This is a genomic window from Lacimicrobium alkaliphilum (assembly GCF_002591895.1).
Classification (GTDB): domain Bacteria; phylum Pseudomonadota; class Gammaproteobacteria; order Enterobacterales; family Alteromonadaceae; genus Lacimicrobium; species Lacimicrobium alkaliphilum.
This window is the reverse complement of sequence record NZ_NISX01000014.1, coordinates 76,756-91,349: the sequence shown is the minus strand read 5'-3', so window position 1 is coordinate 91,349 and position 14,594 is coordinate 76,756. Positions and strand designations below refer to the sequence as shown.

13 protein-coding genes are annotated in these 14,594 nt (G+C 50.2%); 7 read left to right on the top strand and 6 right to left on the bottom strand.

Going from position 1 to position 14,594, the window contains the following annotated elements:
* Positions 1 to 76: 76 nt before the first annotated feature.
* Genes rdgB through CDA54_RS13915 form a run of 3 tightly spaced genes read left to right on the top strand, consistent with a single transcriptional unit; the run spans position 77 to position 3,004 of the window.
* Positions 77 to 670 (top strand): RdgB/HAM1 family non-canonical purine NTP pyrophosphatase, encoded by a 594-nt coding sequence (rdgB, locus tag CDA54_RS13925; protein WP_099035630.1) that lies wholly within the window; start codon positions 77 to 79, stop codon positions 668 to 670.
* A gap of 7 nt (positions 671 to 677) precedes the next feature.
* Positions 678 to 1,820, top strand: coding sequence for a radical SAM family heme chaperone HemW (hemW, locus tag CDA54_RS13920; protein WP_099035660.1), 1,143 nt, complete (start codon positions 678 to 680; stop codon positions 1,818 to 1,820).
* A gap of 50 nt (positions 1,821 to 1,870) precedes the next feature.
* Positions 1,871 to 3,004 (top strand): AI-2E family transporter, encoded by a 1,134-nt coding sequence (locus tag CDA54_RS13915; RefSeq protein ID WP_099035629.1) that lies wholly within the window; start codon positions 1,871 to 1,873, stop codon positions 3,002 to 3,004.
* Between the two features lie 89 nt (positions 3,005 to 3,093).
* On the opposite strand, the gene CDA54_RS13910 is transcribed toward CDA54_RS13915, so the two are convergent.
* The 4 genes from CDA54_RS13910 to CDA54_RS13895 form a co-directional block, all read right to left on the bottom strand.
* Positions 3,094 to 4,302, bottom strand: a complete 1,209-nt coding sequence (locus CDA54_RS13910; protein ID WP_099035628.1) for a methyl-accepting chemotaxis protein — start codon at positions 4,300 to 4,302, stop codon at positions 3,094 to 3,096.
* A gap of 121 nt (positions 4,303 to 4,423) precedes the next feature.
* Positions 4,424 to 5,200: a DUF2884 family protein gene (locus CDA54_RS13905; RefSeq protein WP_099035627.1), complete on the bottom strand. Its 777-nt coding sequence runs from the start codon at positions 5,198 to 5,200 to the stop codon at positions 4,424 to 4,426.
* 283 nt (positions 5,201 to 5,483) lie between these two features.
* Positions 5,484 to 5,987 (bottom strand): PAS domain-containing protein, encoded by a 504-nt coding sequence (locus CDA54_RS13900; RefSeq protein WP_099035626.1) that lies wholly within the window; start codon positions 5,985 to 5,987, stop codon positions 5,484 to 5,486.
* Between the two features lies 1 nt (position 5,988).
* Positions 5,989 to 6,984, bottom strand: a complete 996-nt coding sequence (locus CDA54_RS13895) for a response regulator (RefSeq protein WP_099035625.1) — start codon at positions 6,982 to 6,984, stop codon at positions 5,989 to 5,991.
* Between the two features lie 298 nt (positions 6,985 to 7,282).
* Between CDA54_RS13895 and CDA54_RS13890 the strand changes: the two genes are divergently transcribed.
* Complete coding sequence (locus tag CDA54_RS13890; protein ID WP_099035624.1) at positions 7,283 to 8,233, top strand: DUF3034 family protein; 951 nt, start codon at positions 7,283 to 7,285, stop codon at positions 8,231 to 8,233.
* Positions 8,230 to 8,658 (top strand): group I truncated hemoglobin, encoded by a 429-nt coding sequence (locus tag CDA54_RS13885; protein ID WP_099035623.1) that lies wholly within the window; start codon positions 8,230 to 8,232, stop codon positions 8,656 to 8,658. Before CDA54_RS13890 ends, CDA54_RS13885 begins: the two co-directional genes overlap by 4 nt.
* A 31-nt stretch (positions 8,659 to 8,689) precedes the next feature.
* Here CDA54_RS13885 and CDA54_RS13880 read toward each other — a convergent pair whose 3' ends face one another.
* Together CDA54_RS13880 and CDA54_RS13875 are read right to left on the bottom strand one after the other, a co-directional pair.
* Positions 8,690 to 10,840 (bottom strand): EAL domain-containing protein, encoded by a 2,151-nt coding sequence (locus CDA54_RS13880; protein ID WP_099035622.1) that lies wholly within the window; start codon positions 10,838 to 10,840, stop codon positions 8,690 to 8,692.
* 186 nt (positions 10,841 to 11,026) lie between these two features.
* On the bottom strand, positions 11,027 to 12,604 hold the full coding sequence (locus tag CDA54_RS13875; protein WP_099035621.1) for an ATP-binding protein: 1,578 nt from the start codon (positions 12,602 to 12,604) through the stop codon (positions 11,027 to 11,029).
* Positions 12,605 to 12,898: 294 nt separating this feature from the next.
* Here CDA54_RS13875 and CDA54_RS13870 point away from each other — a divergent pair, with 294 nt between their 5' ends.
* The gene (locus CDA54_RS13870; protein WP_099035620.1) at positions 12,899 to 13,264 is read left to right on the top strand and encodes an Hpt domain-containing protein; all 366 of its coding nucleotides are present in this window, start codon (positions 12,899 to 12,901) and stop codon (positions 13,262 to 13,264) included.
* Positions 13,248 to 14,474: a response regulator gene (locus CDA54_RS13865; protein WP_180237223.1), complete on the top strand. Its 1,227-nt coding sequence runs from the start codon at positions 13,248 to 13,250 to the stop codon at positions 14,472 to 14,474. Before CDA54_RS13870 ends, CDA54_RS13865 begins: the two co-directional genes overlap by 17 nt.
* Positions 14,475 to 14,594 lie beyond the last annotated feature (120 nt).

The following is a 14,594-nucleotide window of genomic DNA, read 5'->3' as shown; positions in this document are numbered from 1 at the left end:
CTACAACTCCGGCAACAATGACGCGGTGGCATAAACAACGTAAAATGCCGGCAAATTCCAACGGGCAGACAACACAATGCAAAAATGGGTCATGGCCACAGGCAACGCCGGCAAAGTGAAAGAACTCTCTGCCATGCTTACTCCGCTTAATGTGGATATACGGGTACAGAGTGAATTTGATGTGCCCGAGGTTGCGGAAACCGGCACTACCTTTGTGGAAAACGCCATTATCAAAGCCCGCCATGCGTCACGTATTACCGGCTTACCGGTTATTGCCGATGATTCGGGACTGGCAGTTGATGCGTTGGGCGGCGCTCCGGGCATTTACTCCTCCCGCTATGCCGGTGAGAACGCCACTGATGCAGACAATGTACAAAAACTGCTTGGCGCCCTTGAAGGCCAGACAAACCGCCAGGCCCGCTTTATCTGTGTGCTGGTATGGATGCGCCATGGCGATGACCCCACCCCGGTTATTGCTCAGGGACAGTGGCAGGGTCTGATTACGCAACAACCATCCGGCGACGGCGGCTTTGGCTATGATCCGGTGTTCCGGGTAGCATCACATCAGTGCACAGCGGCAGAGCTGGAAGCCAGACTTAAAAACCAGCTCAGTCACCGCGCACAGGCGCTGCAACAATTGCTGCCACAACTGGAAGCGGCTCTTGGCTGAATCGGCTTTGCAAACTCCGCCACTGGCGCTGTACATCCATATTCCCTGGTGCGTACAAAAGTGCCCCTATTGCGACTTTAACTCCCATGGTCAGAAAACGCCGCTGCCCGAATCGGAATATATCAGCCATCTGCTGGATGATTTAGCCACAGATGCAATGTTGGTGGGCGACCGCCCCATAAGCTCTGTTTTTTTTGGTGGCGGCACACCCAGCCTGTTCAGTGCCAAAGGCATTGAACGCATTCTCACCGGCGTGGGTGAGCGGGTTAACCTGGCAGATGACGCAGAAATTACCCTTGAGGCCAACCCGGGCACGGTGGAAAGCGAGAAATTTGCGGCATTTCGTCAGGCCGGAGTCAACCGCATTTCCATCGGTGTGCAGAGCTTTGGGCAGGATAAGCTTAAGGCCCTGGGGCGTATTCATAACGCCGAACAGGCCAGCCGGGCAGCGGGCTATGCCCACAATGCCGGGCTCAGCAGTTTTAATCTGGATCTGATGCATGGCTTACCGGATCAATCTGTAGATGATGCTCTGTCGGACCTTCGTCGTGCGATCGGGCAGCTGCCCCCACACCTTTCCTGGTACCAGCTGACCATCGAGCCCAATACCCTGTTTGCGTCAAAGCCGCCGGTATTACCCGATGATGATGTACTCTGGGACATCCAGCAACAAGGCCATACACTACTTGAACAAGCGGGATACCATCAATACGAAATCTCTGGCTATAGCCAGCCCGGGCACCAGTGTCAGCACAACCTAAATTACTGGCGTTTTGGGGATTATCTGGGTATTGGCTGTGGCGCTCACGGCAAGATTACCGATGCTGGCGCAAATCAGATCCTGCGCACGGTTAAGGTCAAACATCCCAAGGGCTATATGGACCTGAGCAAGCCCTACCTTTTCCAGAGTCATAATGTCGTCAGAGCCGACCGGCCTTTTGAGTTTTTTATGAATCGTCTGCGCCTCCTGGAGCCCTGCCCAAAGCAGGACTACGAGCGCTATACCGGCCTGCAGATCGCCGAATTCGGACTTGCCGGAAAACTGACCGGTGCCATCGATGCCGGGCTTATCAATGAAACCCCACAAAGCTGGCAATTAACAGAGTCGGGCAAACGGTATCTGAACAACTTGCTGGAGAAACTGGTTTAATTTTACCGCCCTGCCATACTGACCTGGGGCTGAATAAAAAGGGAAAAACTATGCAGGAAAAACTGGAACAGCGCTCATTTCTGCTATTACTGCTGCTTATCACCGGGCTGTTTGGTTATTTGCTCAAGCCATTCTTTGGCGCCCTGTTCTGGTCCTGCGTGATTGCTATTATGTTCTATCCCCTGCACCATTATCTGACAGAGCGTTGGTCGGGGCGTCGTAACCTGGCAGCTCTGACAACCCTGCTCATCTGCGCCATAATGGTGATTGTGCCTACTCTGTTCGTGGCCGCTTCATTTTTTCAGGAAGGCGCCAAAATCTACCAGAAACTGCAGGACGGCGATCTCGATCCCGGCACCTATGTGGAACAGCTCAAAACCGCCTTTCCGGCGGTACAGGACTTTCTCGGTCGTTTCGGTATCGATCTTGAAAAATTTAAAAGCCTGCTGGCCGATAGCGCCGTCTCTTCCAGCCGCTGGATAGCAGAGAACGCGGTGCAGCTGGGTCAGGGCACCATGACCCTGTTCCTGAATATCGGTTTACTACTGTATGTCACCTTCTTTTTTCTGCGTGACGGCCCGAAACTGGTGATGCTGCTGGTGCGGGCATTGCCAATGGGGGATGAGCGGGAACACCAGTTGTTTGATAAGTTCTCTGAGGTCACCCGGGCCACCGTGAAAGGCAATCTGGTGGTGGCTATTGCCCAGGGCACCCTCGGCGGACTGATATTCTGGATACTCGACATCCCCGGGCCAATCCTCTGGGGCGTGGTTATGACAGTGCTGTCGCTGATCCCTGTGGTGGGCGCCGGTCTTATCTGGGCGCCGGTGGCTATCTATCTGTTTGCCATCGGTGAGTGGGTGGACGCAGCCATACTCACTGCTTTCGGCGCCGTTGTTATCGGACTGGTAGACAATATCCTGCGACCCATTCTGGTCGGCCGTGACACCAAGCTGCCGGATTATGTGGTGCTGCTGTCGACGCTTGGCGGATTCAGCTTGTTCGGCATCAATGGCTTTGTTATCGGCCCGCTGATCGCCGCGCTGTTCCTGACATTCTGGGAGATTTTTATTCGTGAGTTCAACCCGGGGTTCGATCCCTCAGACCTCAGGGGTGAACCTGAACTGGAAGAATGGCAGGATAAGCAGGAACAGGCCAGCGAGGCTTCAGACAGCACTAAATAACAATCGCGTAAGGAATCATCTCTATGTTGTTCGCCTTTATCGCTATCATTGCTGACCTGATTTATACCAATCCGCATAGATAATTGGTATTACAAGAAGCGCTGCAGTTGTTTTTGGGTAGTCTGAGTCTCTACGGTCAGCTCCCGGATATCCGCTTCCACCTGCTGCATATCAGTGCGGATCTCAGCGCCCAGTTCAGAAATACGGGCCACTGATGTATGGGCCTGATCATAGGTATGTTTAAGAGAATGTACCGACTCGCCAATAGACACCAGGCGCTGGTTATCGGCCTGCAGTTGCTGCACCATGTCTTCGAAACGCTCGCTGGTGGTGGCAATATCCTGCTGCGCCTGCCCGGCCATCTCCGTCAGCTTTGCTGACTCCTGTTGTGTATCCTGCACCAGGGTTTCCATCTGGTTAATAAAGTTGCTGATTTGGCCCGTCGCTTCATTCACCTTAACAGACAGCGTGCGGACTTCATCCGCCACCACCGCAAAACCACGCCCTGCCTCACCGGCCCGGGCAGCTTCGATGGCCGCATTCAGCGCAAGTAAATTAGTCTGGTCGGAAAAATCCTGCACCATTTTAAGAATATCGCGAATACTCGACGCATTGTCCTTCAGGCCGCTGACTGTCTTGTCAAAGTCCCGCAGTAATTCATCAATATTACCAATGTCTTTTGACAGAACTGTTAGCTTGCGGGTTGAGGTAGCGGCAGCACTGAGGTTTTCCTTGGTGGAATGGGCCACCTCATCGGTTTTACTGACGATGGCCTGAATTTCGTCATTCACCTGCTGACTGGAGGCAAAAATCTCATCGCTGATACTGTCCTGACTGGCGGCGTTGGCAGAGGTATTATTCACCTTTGCCAGAACCGCCTGATTCTTTTCACTGGCCTCGCAGGCATGCGCACTGATGTCTTTGAGCAACGTAGAAAGATTGCTGACAAAGGTATTGTAACCCTCGGACAATTGCCTGAATTCATCATAGGTAAAAGCCGGCAGTCTGCCGCCCAGGTCACCCTGTTTGTGGTTGATTTCATCCAGATTCTGCACCATGGCCCTGACCGGGCGAACAATCAGGTAAATAAGGTAAAAAAGCGTAAACAAAAAAGCTATTACACTAACAATGGTCAGCGTCATCAGTACCGTCGCAGACTCGGTCCAGGCAGCGTCAGAAAAAGCCAGCCAGAGCGTTAACACCTGGAACATAAAAAGAAAGGTTACATTACCAATAATCTTGCGGGTAAGGGTGGCAAAGAAGGTTTTCTCAACAAAAAGGTAAAGATCCCTGAACATAGTTTCTCCCGCGCAACGGACACTGATTGTAGGGTAAACATAGTACCTCAACACCGTACAATTAAAACATGATGTAAATCATCCAAATAACAATATTATTAACGGCCTGAGCGGGGTTTTCTTAAGCGCCGCCGGTGACAATAAGATTGTAGGCCTGTAACTCAGGAACCTGCTCACGCAGTGCTTCTTCTATACCGTCGAGGCGCTTGATTTCATTACAGAACCATTCCGCTTTTTTACGCAAGGTATCGGCCTGTGGCGCCACCCGGCGCTCAATTTCCGCGCCCATGGTTTCCAAACGGGTAGACAGGTCTTCCATCTTGCGCTCGAGACTGGTATCTCCTTCTGATGCCAGGCCACCAATGGCAGTCAGAATGCCACCAACCGATGTACCCAGCGCCTGCTCTATTTCCTGCTCCAGTTCCGGATCCATCAGCTCATCCACATTTTCCAGACTGCGGGGGCCGATATAATAGTTGTTGCTGGCACGGATAAATTTCGTTTTCACTTTGGTGCGTACGCGCCACAAGGCATCCTGAAGACGCTGATAACTGTCATGCTCACTGCCCACCAGCCCAACATACACATGATCAATGGTGCCGATAGCCAGATCGACCCCCTCACTGGCCAGCAGGATCACTTTGGGAACCGCATAGCGCAACCCTTCTGCCAGTTCCTTCAGCTGCTTCTGCGCCTCAGAATTCAGCTCAAGCCATTCGCCGTGCACAATCAATTGATCGGTACCATTAATCTGATACAAGGTGCGGGTATCTTCAATCACACGAATATGCCGTTCGTTCACCACTAATCCGAACTGCAGATCCGCCTCGCACATAAACGCCGATTGAACCGGTTGTGCCAGCAATAACAAAATAAATGTAACCAAGGCTCTCAACATACACCCTCAAAGTATCCCGGTAACCCTGATAACCTGAATGATATCCTTCAGTCTTACAGTCTGCCCGGATGATTAACGTCGGTTGATATTGTGCTACCGGCGTGGAATATGGCAAAGGGCTGACAGACCAGTGCAACGAAAAACAGGTTACACTGCATCTGCACCTGAGCGTGCAGCAACGAAAAGGCTCTGCGGATATTCTGAGCCCCCACTGCGACATTGTACCCTATTCAACAACGGCTTATCGCTGCGCGGGAAAAGCACCACAAAAGCACAGCCAGTTTCAGACACCAGAAGGGGTCTCGGCCGCTTTTTCATTCAGCTCGCTTAAGATCACCTGCGTCGACTCCAGCATTTTTTTACCCACGGCCACATCGGTGACGTCATAAATCATCATGCAAATGTTGTCTACCTTGCCCGTGGTACTGATCAAAGGTGAGAGAGTAATATTCTGGTACATGAAATCTTCCGTGCCCGTGATAGGCCGGTAATTAGGAAACTTCAACAAATAGGGTCGCTGTTCCCAGATGATAAAGGCACGGTTTTTCAGCTCAAATACGGGCCGGGCTTTGTTTCGGAACCACACTTCATTGACTTCTGAAAACAGGCTGAATAATGACTTGCCCCTTACCTGACTGGGCAACAGCCCTGAGTGACTCTCCATAAAACCGTTCCAGAGGTTAACTTCAAATTCCCTGTTCAGCACCACCAAGCCCACATCGACAGTTTGTAACATGTCCATCATCCAGTGAAACTCTGTCAGATCGTTCAGTGCTTCATCGGTCATGCTAATCCTCCAACAAATGTGAGAGTTTGTTATTCATGGTTTCCATGGACTCTTCGGTAACCAGCAAGACCAGATCACAGTGCACCTGATAGCCTTCAAGGCCATAACTGAGCTCAATTGCCAGTGTCCGGCGCCAACGTGTCTTGTTGATGTTAATCAGTTCGGTGATATTCCTGTGCTGGCCCAGCACTTCCGGGTGGCCCTGACTGAAATGCATATCTAACTGGCTGGCCAGCCCGTTAAGGCAGGTTCCGATAAGAATATTGGCTGCATCCATTAACAGTTCCAGCTGAACCTGATCATCCACTTCTTCTGAGATGTTGAGAATCTTTGCCACATCGTTAAAGCTGGAGTCGCTGAGAATAAACAGTGCTTCACCACAAATCCCCGGCCCGACAAAGCCCTGACAGATACCGGACACGGTGTCTTTGTCTTCGATATCCTGCAGCATCATGTGCAGTTCAGAGGCTTCAATCAGATTAACATTTGGGATAGGCAGTTTAACAAAAACATTGAGAATCCGGGCTAAGTGATCACCGGCCTGCCCCATCGCGATATTGGTGATTTCCTGATATATGTCTCTGATATCAGGATCCAGATTAGCCAGCTCCGGCCTGTCTTCCTCTATCTGGCCGTGCATAATCCGGTGCCTGAGCAGCAACTTCTCAAAGGAACCCGGGCTCACCGGTTTTTCAATAAAATCTAGAGCCCCAAGACGCTTGACCCGCTGATGGGCCTCGGGCTGAATATCACCGGAGATTACGATAACTGTCGTTTTCAGGCCCTGCGTCTGAATGGCCTCAAGAACCTGATAGCCATCCATCACCGGCATATTCAGATCCAGCAGCAGTAACTGCCCTTTGCCTTCCTTTAGCGCGGCTATGGCTTCCTCGCCATGTTTGGCAAAATGCACGGACACATCCCAGTCTTCCGGCAGGCACTTAGCCACTTGTTTGCGCGCCACCAGGGAATCATCACAAATCAAAACTGAATACATATTTTTGGCCGGCCTGTAATAAGCGATGTCACCTTTGCCTTATCGGCAAAACCACAGTGTTGTTGAATTATGCTCTGACAACTTCGGAGCCGCATTCCGTCACAATATGCATGATGACGCTCAAAACGAACCTTCAGAAACACATCCATACTACCTATTGATAGCAAGAAAATTCGCTTTTACCAATGCCTGCAGAGCAATAAACTTATATTTCTGTGCCCACAGCTACCCGCTCAGGGCTGGAATCTGATTAAAAACCTCGCCATACTGGAATCTCGTCCCCGGATAGAGTAACGCTATGATAAAAAAACTGTTTTTCTGCCTGAGCCTGACCAGCCTGAGCCCGTTGGCCCTCGCCACTGGCAGTTCGCTGGTCGCCACTGGCGGCATCACCAGCTTTGAGGGAACCGCTGGTGGCGGAATCACTCCCTGGGCCATGATTGCCGGTTATGGCTCCAAAGAAGAAATTCACGGCACTGGCGCACTACAACAATTAGATTTGGGGGAATACCAGTTACGCACCGTTGGTGCTGCAATAGGATTTTACGACAGGGTGGAGTTGTCAGTGCAGCGCCAGAACCTCAAGGTGGAATCCGGTATTGTCAGCAACGTATTCAACCTGTTAACCGATGGCGCTGTCAATACTGCGCCGGGCACCGATATTGAACAGGATATCATCGGCCTGAAGGTAAAAGTCTTCGGGGATGCGGTTTTCGACCAGAACAGTCCCTGGCCTCAGGTCTCGGTAGGTGCCCAATATAAGAAAAACCGGGATTTCGACACGTCGCTGCCACTTTCTGATGGCTCAGTTCCTCTTCCTGACACGGGTGTTCCCCAGTTATTGGGCGCCACCGAAGACGCCGGCACGGATTTTTATGTTTCTGCCAGTAAACTCTGGCTTGGCGGTGCCTGGGGCAATAATGTGCTGGCCAACGTGACAGCCAGAATGACAAAGGCCAACACCTTTGGTTTGCTCGGTTTCGAATCGGCCGCTGATGATGGCTATGAACTGGAATGGGAAGGGTCTGTCGCGTTATTGCCGTCGCCTTCTACCGCCGTCGGTATAGAATGGCGCACTCAGACCAATCGCCTCGGTGGGCTGGCTGAGGAGAAAACCGTAACGGATCTGTTTATTGCCTACTTCCCGAATAAGCACTGGTCTTTAACCGCCGCTTATGTAGACCTCGGCAACCTTCCATTTGACCAAAAGGCCAGTGGCCTTTATCTGTCTGCAACGGTGAATTTATGAAATACCTTCGCACTTCCTTAATCCTGATTGTAACGCTGCTGGCAGGCTGTGCCGGCAAACCTGAGCCTGGCCTGTATGAGGAAATCGGCGGCTCTGAGACCTTATCAAAAGTCTTTGGCCTGTCCATTAACCGCATTTATAACGATCCGGTGCTTGGTCCTCACTTTGAAGGGGTACCGAAGTCGCATCTGCGCAAAATGCTCACCGAACAAACCTGTGCACTGATTGGCGGTCCTTGTGAATATACCGGTAAAGGAATGCGCGAATCCCATCAGGAGCGAAATGTGACCGAAGCCGAGTTTTACCGGCTTGTGGAGCATGTTCAACAAGCCATGCGCCTGATTGGTCTGAGTTTTGAGCAGGAAAACCGTATTCTGGCAGCGTTAGCGCCATTGAAGGAGGATATTATCTACCAGGCCCGATAACTGCCGTATAGTTGTGATCATGATGGCACAGTCAGGTTGGCAGCCGTTGTCGCGCAATACCTACAATCTGATCGAGTCGATAATTGCTGCAGTCTGCCTCTGTGGCGACCCCAAGCCTTAAGGTTCCGGTAAAAGGCACTTGCTCAGTGTATTGCCGGAACCTGTTTTGCAGCCTTTCACTCACCGCATCAGCGGATTGCTGATAATGCTCCACACTCAATAAAATCCATTCATACTCGCCCAGTTGCCCGAGCAGATCTGAATCACGACAATACCCCGAAAGCCAGTCCCTGACGCATTCCGCCATAGCCTTTGTGTTGTTATCCTCAACAACGGGGGCTTTTATGCTGAAATCAACCAGAGCAAAAGACAAGTTGCATTGCTGGCATAACTCAAGTGTCGATTGTGCCCGATGGAAAAACAGCTCCCACTTTAGTAAGCCCGACTGTTGTTGCCTTGCATTGTTGTCCTGTTCGGACAACTCGACTTCGAGCATCGCAGCGAGCATCGTCAGTTTCGTTCGCTGCGCGGCATCCAGACTGAATACAGTTGTCGCCATTACGCACAACGTGCCAACAACAAAGCCCTTAGGTGAATGCACAGGCACACCAGCATAGCCTCTCACACCATGCTCCGTGACCAATTCAGACTGGCTGAATCTGCTATCCAGACTGGCATCTTCCTGGCTCAGGGGGGCACCAGAACGCACGATTTCACTGCAAAATGAACCCCGCTCAGACAACACTTCATTGCCGATACCAATTCCTGACTTCACCCAGATTCTTTCACTGGCTGCAACAGTAAAAAGCGCTATGGGCTTTTTCAGTAATCGGCTGGCAAGATGGGTGATGCGATCAAAACGCCGTTGAGCAAGTGCATTGTCGATACCTAGCTGATTCAGTTCCGACTCACGGATTTGCTCCACGTCTTCAACCCATTTCAACAGCCATGAGAAGACCTGTTCAGCAGGTAATGGGCGTGAAATCAAGAACCCCTGCACCATATCACAACCCAACTCACGCAGAAATTCCCAGGAGGATTGCTCCTCAATCCCTTCAGCGACGACTTTCATGCCAATGTTCCTGCTCAGCTCTACCATTGAGCGGATAACCGCTCTGGATTCTGCATTGCAATGCGCATTGAGGCTAAAGGACTGGTCGATCTTTAACTCACTAAAGGGCATTCTGACGAGCTGTAACATGGAGGAATAACCCGTTCCGAAGTCATCGATGGCGAGTTGAAATCCATGTACCCGGAGCCGGGTCAACGTTTTCAGTGAATTCTCCGTATTCTCCATGGCGCAGGACTCTGTAATTTCCAGAATCACCTGTTCTGTATTGATATGCCATTGCTGACACAGGTCGCGCAGTTCAATGAACAAATCAAAATCCGACAGGGAAAGGGCCGATACATTCAGCGACAGCGTTAGTTGGTCAAAATCCAGCATAGAACAGGCTTTTACGCTCTGAGTGGCAATTCTCTCACGCAACCCCGCAAACCAACGTATGCCTTGTTCAAACAAATAACGGCTCAGGCTGTTAATGATTCCCTGTTCTTCCGCTTCAGAGATAAAGCGAGAAGGTGCCTGCCAGCCAAATTCAGGATGATTCCAACGAGCGAGGGCTTCGAACCCGGATACCATCCCGGTTTTGCAATGCAGTTTGGGTTGGTAGAAGTAGCACAACTGATCACGCTCTGTTGCCAAACGCAATGCTTCTTTATTCAGACAGGGATGGGGAGATACAGTTTCCGGTGGCGCAGGAGGGCGGGTAACAGAGGTCTCTACAAGTGCTGCGTTATGCTGGCCTAACAACTCCCGTAATTGCGCCGTGGAAAAAGGCTTTGCCAACAAACCTAAAATGCGCAAGCCACTGTCATCAGCGGTCCGTTTGGCCGACTCCAACACTTTCTGGTCCACCCCGCTGGTAATGATAATATCCGTCTGACATCCCTTCTTTGCCAGCTCACTCAGAATCTCTACCCCATCCATATCCGGCATCACCAAATCCAGCGCGATGACATCGGGTTGCCACCCCTCCAGCAACTCAAAAAATGTTCGGTGATTTGTCGTGAACCGGGATTCCATGCCGGTAAACCGGGCGATCCGATCAATAGTCTGGGCAGTAAGGGGATCATCGTCCAGGATTAGTATTCGGCCCTGAATCTTGGATTTCCCTTGCATAGTAAACCTCGCGGAGAAGGACTAACTGAATTTCAGGCGATTTGTTAAGCGTTTGCTGCACGGGCCATTACTTTGTGTATTAATCTGGCACCCTATCAGCAAAAGCCAGTTTTCAGTTGAACAGGTTTATTGTTCACATTTAAGGATTGGTGATAAACATGGGCTTGTCAAAGAACCACAACGGATTCACTGTTTACTGTCTTGCATCGCCAGCAGTGATTTTACAGTGTTCAGCAGCTCCACCCTTCTGAAGGGTTTTCTCAACATCCGCACGCCGTTATCCAGCCGGTTATTATGGATGTCTGCATTCCCGGTATAACCGGAAATATACAGCGCTTTCATCTGCGGATAAGTAGTGGCAACGTTTTCAGCAAGCTCTATTCCTGACATGCCTGGCATGATCACATCAATGATTATCAGTGACATTCCCCCCTGAGATTCAAGTATCTCCAGCGCCTGTTGCCCATGGCTTGCAGCAAAAACCTGATACCCGGCTCGGGTCAGTACATCTTCTGCAAATTTTCGCACCATTGTATCGTCTTCCACCAGCAATATACGCCCGGTGTCGCAAGAATCTGTCGTATCTGCTTCTTGCGGGGTGGAGACAGGTAAATGAACACCTGTTACTTTTGGCAAGTACAGCCTGATACTTGTTCCTTCACCCGGCTGTGAGTCGATATTGACCTGCCCACCGCTTTGCTTAACAAAGCCGAAAACCATGCTTAAGCCCAGACCGGTCCCCTTTCCCCTGGGTTTGGTGGTAAAGAAAGGTTCAAAGACTCTTTGTACGGTAACGTCATCCATACCGACACCGGTATCGGCGACACCGATCATGACATATTGATCGCTGTAAATACCCGGATGCTCTGTGGCATAAGCGTCATCCATGTGAATATTAGCCGTTTCTATTGTGAGCTTACCTCCCCCTGGCATAGCGTCCACCGCATTAATGCAAAGATTCAATAGCGCATTTTGCAACTGCGAAGGATCCACCACTGTTTGCCATAATCCAGCTGACCGTATCCACTCAATCTCGATATTATCGCCCAGCGTAGAGCGCAACAAAGGCTCCATATCATTGACAAGCTTATTCACATCCACTAATTCGGGAGAGTGTGGCTGGCGACGGGCAAAGGCCAATAACCTCTGGGTAAGGTCGGCGCCACTCTGGCCAGCCGACAGAATCAGTTCAGCAATTTCCAATAGTTCGTCTTTGTCAGCGTTAGCTTCGTTGTCTGAAACCAGGTCTATAAGCATATCGGCGTTACCCATCACCACGGTTAGCATATTGTTAAAATCATGGGCGATGCCTGCCGTTAACTGGCCAAGACTCTCCAGCTTATGAGCCATCCGCAACTGCTCTCCCAGCACATGCTCTCTGGTTATATTGTCGTGGGTGACCAATACATGATTATCACTTGTTTCTACTGGCCGAACTCTCATTCGGTACCATCTGGTCTCGCCGGGAACACCACAAGGATAATCCAGCTCAAAGTCCTGCAACTGGCCTTTGAGTACCGAAGCAATACCTTCTGCTGCCTCATTGGAGAAAGTGGAATGTTCACCTGTGCTTTGAAAACATACGCTGAGGTAATTCTGACCAACCGCGGCATCGGCCTGGGTCAGGCCGTTTTCCTTTGCAAAATCCCGCCAGCCTTTATTAACAGCAATGATCTTGCCGCTGCCGTCCACCAGTGCAATTTCCAGTGGCAGGGTATCCAGCAACACACCAAACTGGCTGATAAACTCCTGCTCCCCCCTCATAAACCCCTCTCCTTTTTCTGACACTTTCCGGCTTGTGCATGACAAGCTGACAGCACCTATACGTCAGATAACCATCCTGCATACCATGGTGTTAGAGTATGGGTTGAAAAACCTACACTGTCTAAATAACAATGAGTTGTGAAAAAACAGCGCTATACTGGGTACGTGGAAGATTAACGCTACGGCGGTATCTCCGGCTTACCATGCAACCATAGCCAGTGACAGAATAAACAATGCGCCACAGCATGAAAGTATAGAAGAACTTCCCTGATTTCGGGCCTTAAAGGGGTTCCCATGAGCATAGATCCAAACAAAATCACAGAATATGTTGGTGACATTTCTGACGCAGAGCGGAGCGAAATGCTGACTAACTTCAAACAAAGCCTGAAGGACAGACAGTCAGAACTCCAGGCGGCAATAAAGTCGCAAAATTGGCCTGCATGTGCCCAGCTTACCCACAATCTTAAAAGCAATGCGTTGTACTTCGGGGCGGATAAATTACATGAAGTCAGCCAGGCTGGAGAAAAACTCTTCCTTAGCGCTACACTGGAAACAAATGACTTACATGCCTGGCTTGAGAAATTTAATCAGCAATGCCAGCTGGTTTTATCAAGCATCGACAGTGTGTTGAAGGATGAACGCCATGACCAAAAACCGTGATAAAAATGAATTTCATGTGTTTTTTTACACGACCAATCGCAAGGATGATGAATTACTCATCCATACGCTGCAAGACTCCAAACTCATTCTGAATGTCAGTAATTCCAAACTCGCTTTGGTGGAATGTCTGAAGCAGGAGTTTGGTAAAATCATTCTGATGTCTCAGGAAGACATTCACGACTCACTTGCCCTTTACTATCAATGCCTGGCCTTGGTACCGGACAATCAACTGCATGACCATTCGCTGCTGATCACCTGTTCACGCCAGGATGAAAAGCAGGCATTTCAATATTTCCTCAGCCGTGCGATTGATGATTATTTGTTGTCCCGCCCGCTATATGAGGTGCAGCGGCCCGTTACGGTTTGCTACCAGCAACTGGAAAAGTTAGGAATATACCTTAACCACTCTGCTCCCTTACCACAGCTGAAAGCCGGGCAGACATTGCCCGAAGAAAAAGAGGAGCTATTGCGGGTTGGCGTTGAACGCAAGAACCGCCTTAAGGTAGAGTTCGATAAGCTATTAAAAGAGTTTGATCAGGCCATCTCTGATACCGAAGCATCACTGCAACAGAATGAGCCGGACGAAAGCCTGCTGCAAAATTTACAGGAACAGCTCTCCACTCTTAAGCAGAGCAACTTCAGGCCCCGGTTAATTCGCCTGCAACACTCTGCACTCGATTTACTTGATGCTTTGCTGCTTAAATTTTCGCCTGCAAGAGAAGATAAGCCAGAGGAAACAGAAGAATCAGACACAGTGGACATGCCGCAGGACGAAATGCCATTGCAGACAGATAGCCCATCACTAAACCAAGACATACAGCCTGCCGATACCACCAAAAAAGCCAGAATACTGCTAGTGGAAGATGACAATGTCAGTGCGATGATGAGCCGTAAGTTATTGGAGAACCTGGGATTTGAAGTTCACTGGACATCTTTGGGAAGGCGGGCCTTAGCCTACCTGCAAACCCACCAGTACACCCTGATCCTGATGGATATTAATCTGCCGGATACAGACGGCCTGATGGTTGCTGACCAGCTCAGCCATATGCAATGTGTTAATAGTGACACTCCGGTCGCGATTCTCACAGGAAACAAGCATAAAAACCTGGTACAACGTGCTGCAAAGTCTGGCGCAAAGCACTATATCGTCAAGCCACTACACATCGACACCATGATCAAGCTGTGCCAGCAATACCAGATCGAAGTGTAATAATAGAAAAAGGGGCCACAAAGGCCCCCGAATCAGGGAAACAATACACATAAAGAAATTCAATACTGTATTGAGTGTTGGTTCACTACGCCAACAAAGGGGATTATAAGTAAGTAGTGT

Bases quoted from the DNA above. Each gene is read 5' to 3' on its own strand.
- CDA54_RS13870 (WP_099035620.1), top strand. From the start codon at position 12,899: ATGAGCATAGATCCAAACAAAATCACAGAATATGTTGGTGACATTTCT.
- CDA54_RS13915 (WP_099035629.1), top strand. From the start codon at position 1,871: ATGCAGGAAAAACTGGAACAGCGCTCATTTCTGCTATTACTGCTGCTT.
- CDA54_RS13880 (WP_099035622.1), bottom strand. From the start codon at position 10,840: ATGCAAGGGAAATCCAAGATTCAGGGCCGAATACTAATCCTGGACGAT.
- CDA54_RS13895 (WP_099035625.1), bottom strand. From the start codon at position 6,984: ATGTATTCAGTTTTGATTTGTGATGATTCCCTGGTGGCGCGCAAACAA.
- CDA54_RS13910 (WP_099035628.1), bottom strand. From the start codon at position 4,302: ATGTTCAGGGATCTTTACCTTTTTGTTGAGAAAACCTTCTTTGCCACC.
- CDA54_RS13885 (WP_099035623.1), top strand. From the start codon at position 8,230: ATGAAATACCTTCGCACTTCCTTAATCCTGATTGTAACGCTGCTGGCA.
- CDA54_RS13865 (WP_180237223.1), top strand. From the start codon at position 13,248: ATGACCAAAAACCGTGATAAAAATGAATTTCATGTGTTTTTTTACACG.
- CDA54_RS13905 (WP_099035627.1), bottom strand. From the start codon at position 5,200: ATGTTGAGAGCCTTGGTTACATTTATTTTGTTATTGCTGGCACAACCG.
- CDA54_RS13890 (WP_099035624.1), top strand. From the start codon at position 7,283: ATGATAAAAAAACTGTTTTTCTGCCTGAGCCTGACCAGCCTGAGCCCG.
- CDA54_RS13900 (WP_099035626.1), bottom strand. From the start codon at position 5,987: ATGACCGATGAAGCACTGAACGATCTGACAGAGTTTCACTGGATGATG.
- CDA54_RS13875 (WP_099035621.1), bottom strand. From the start codon at position 12,604: ATGAGGGGGGAGCAGGAGTTTATCAGCCAGTTTGGTGTGTTGCTGGAT.
- rdgB (WP_099035630.1), top strand. From the start codon at position 77: ATGCAAAAATGGGTCATGGCCACAGGCAACGCCGGCAAAGTGAAAGAA.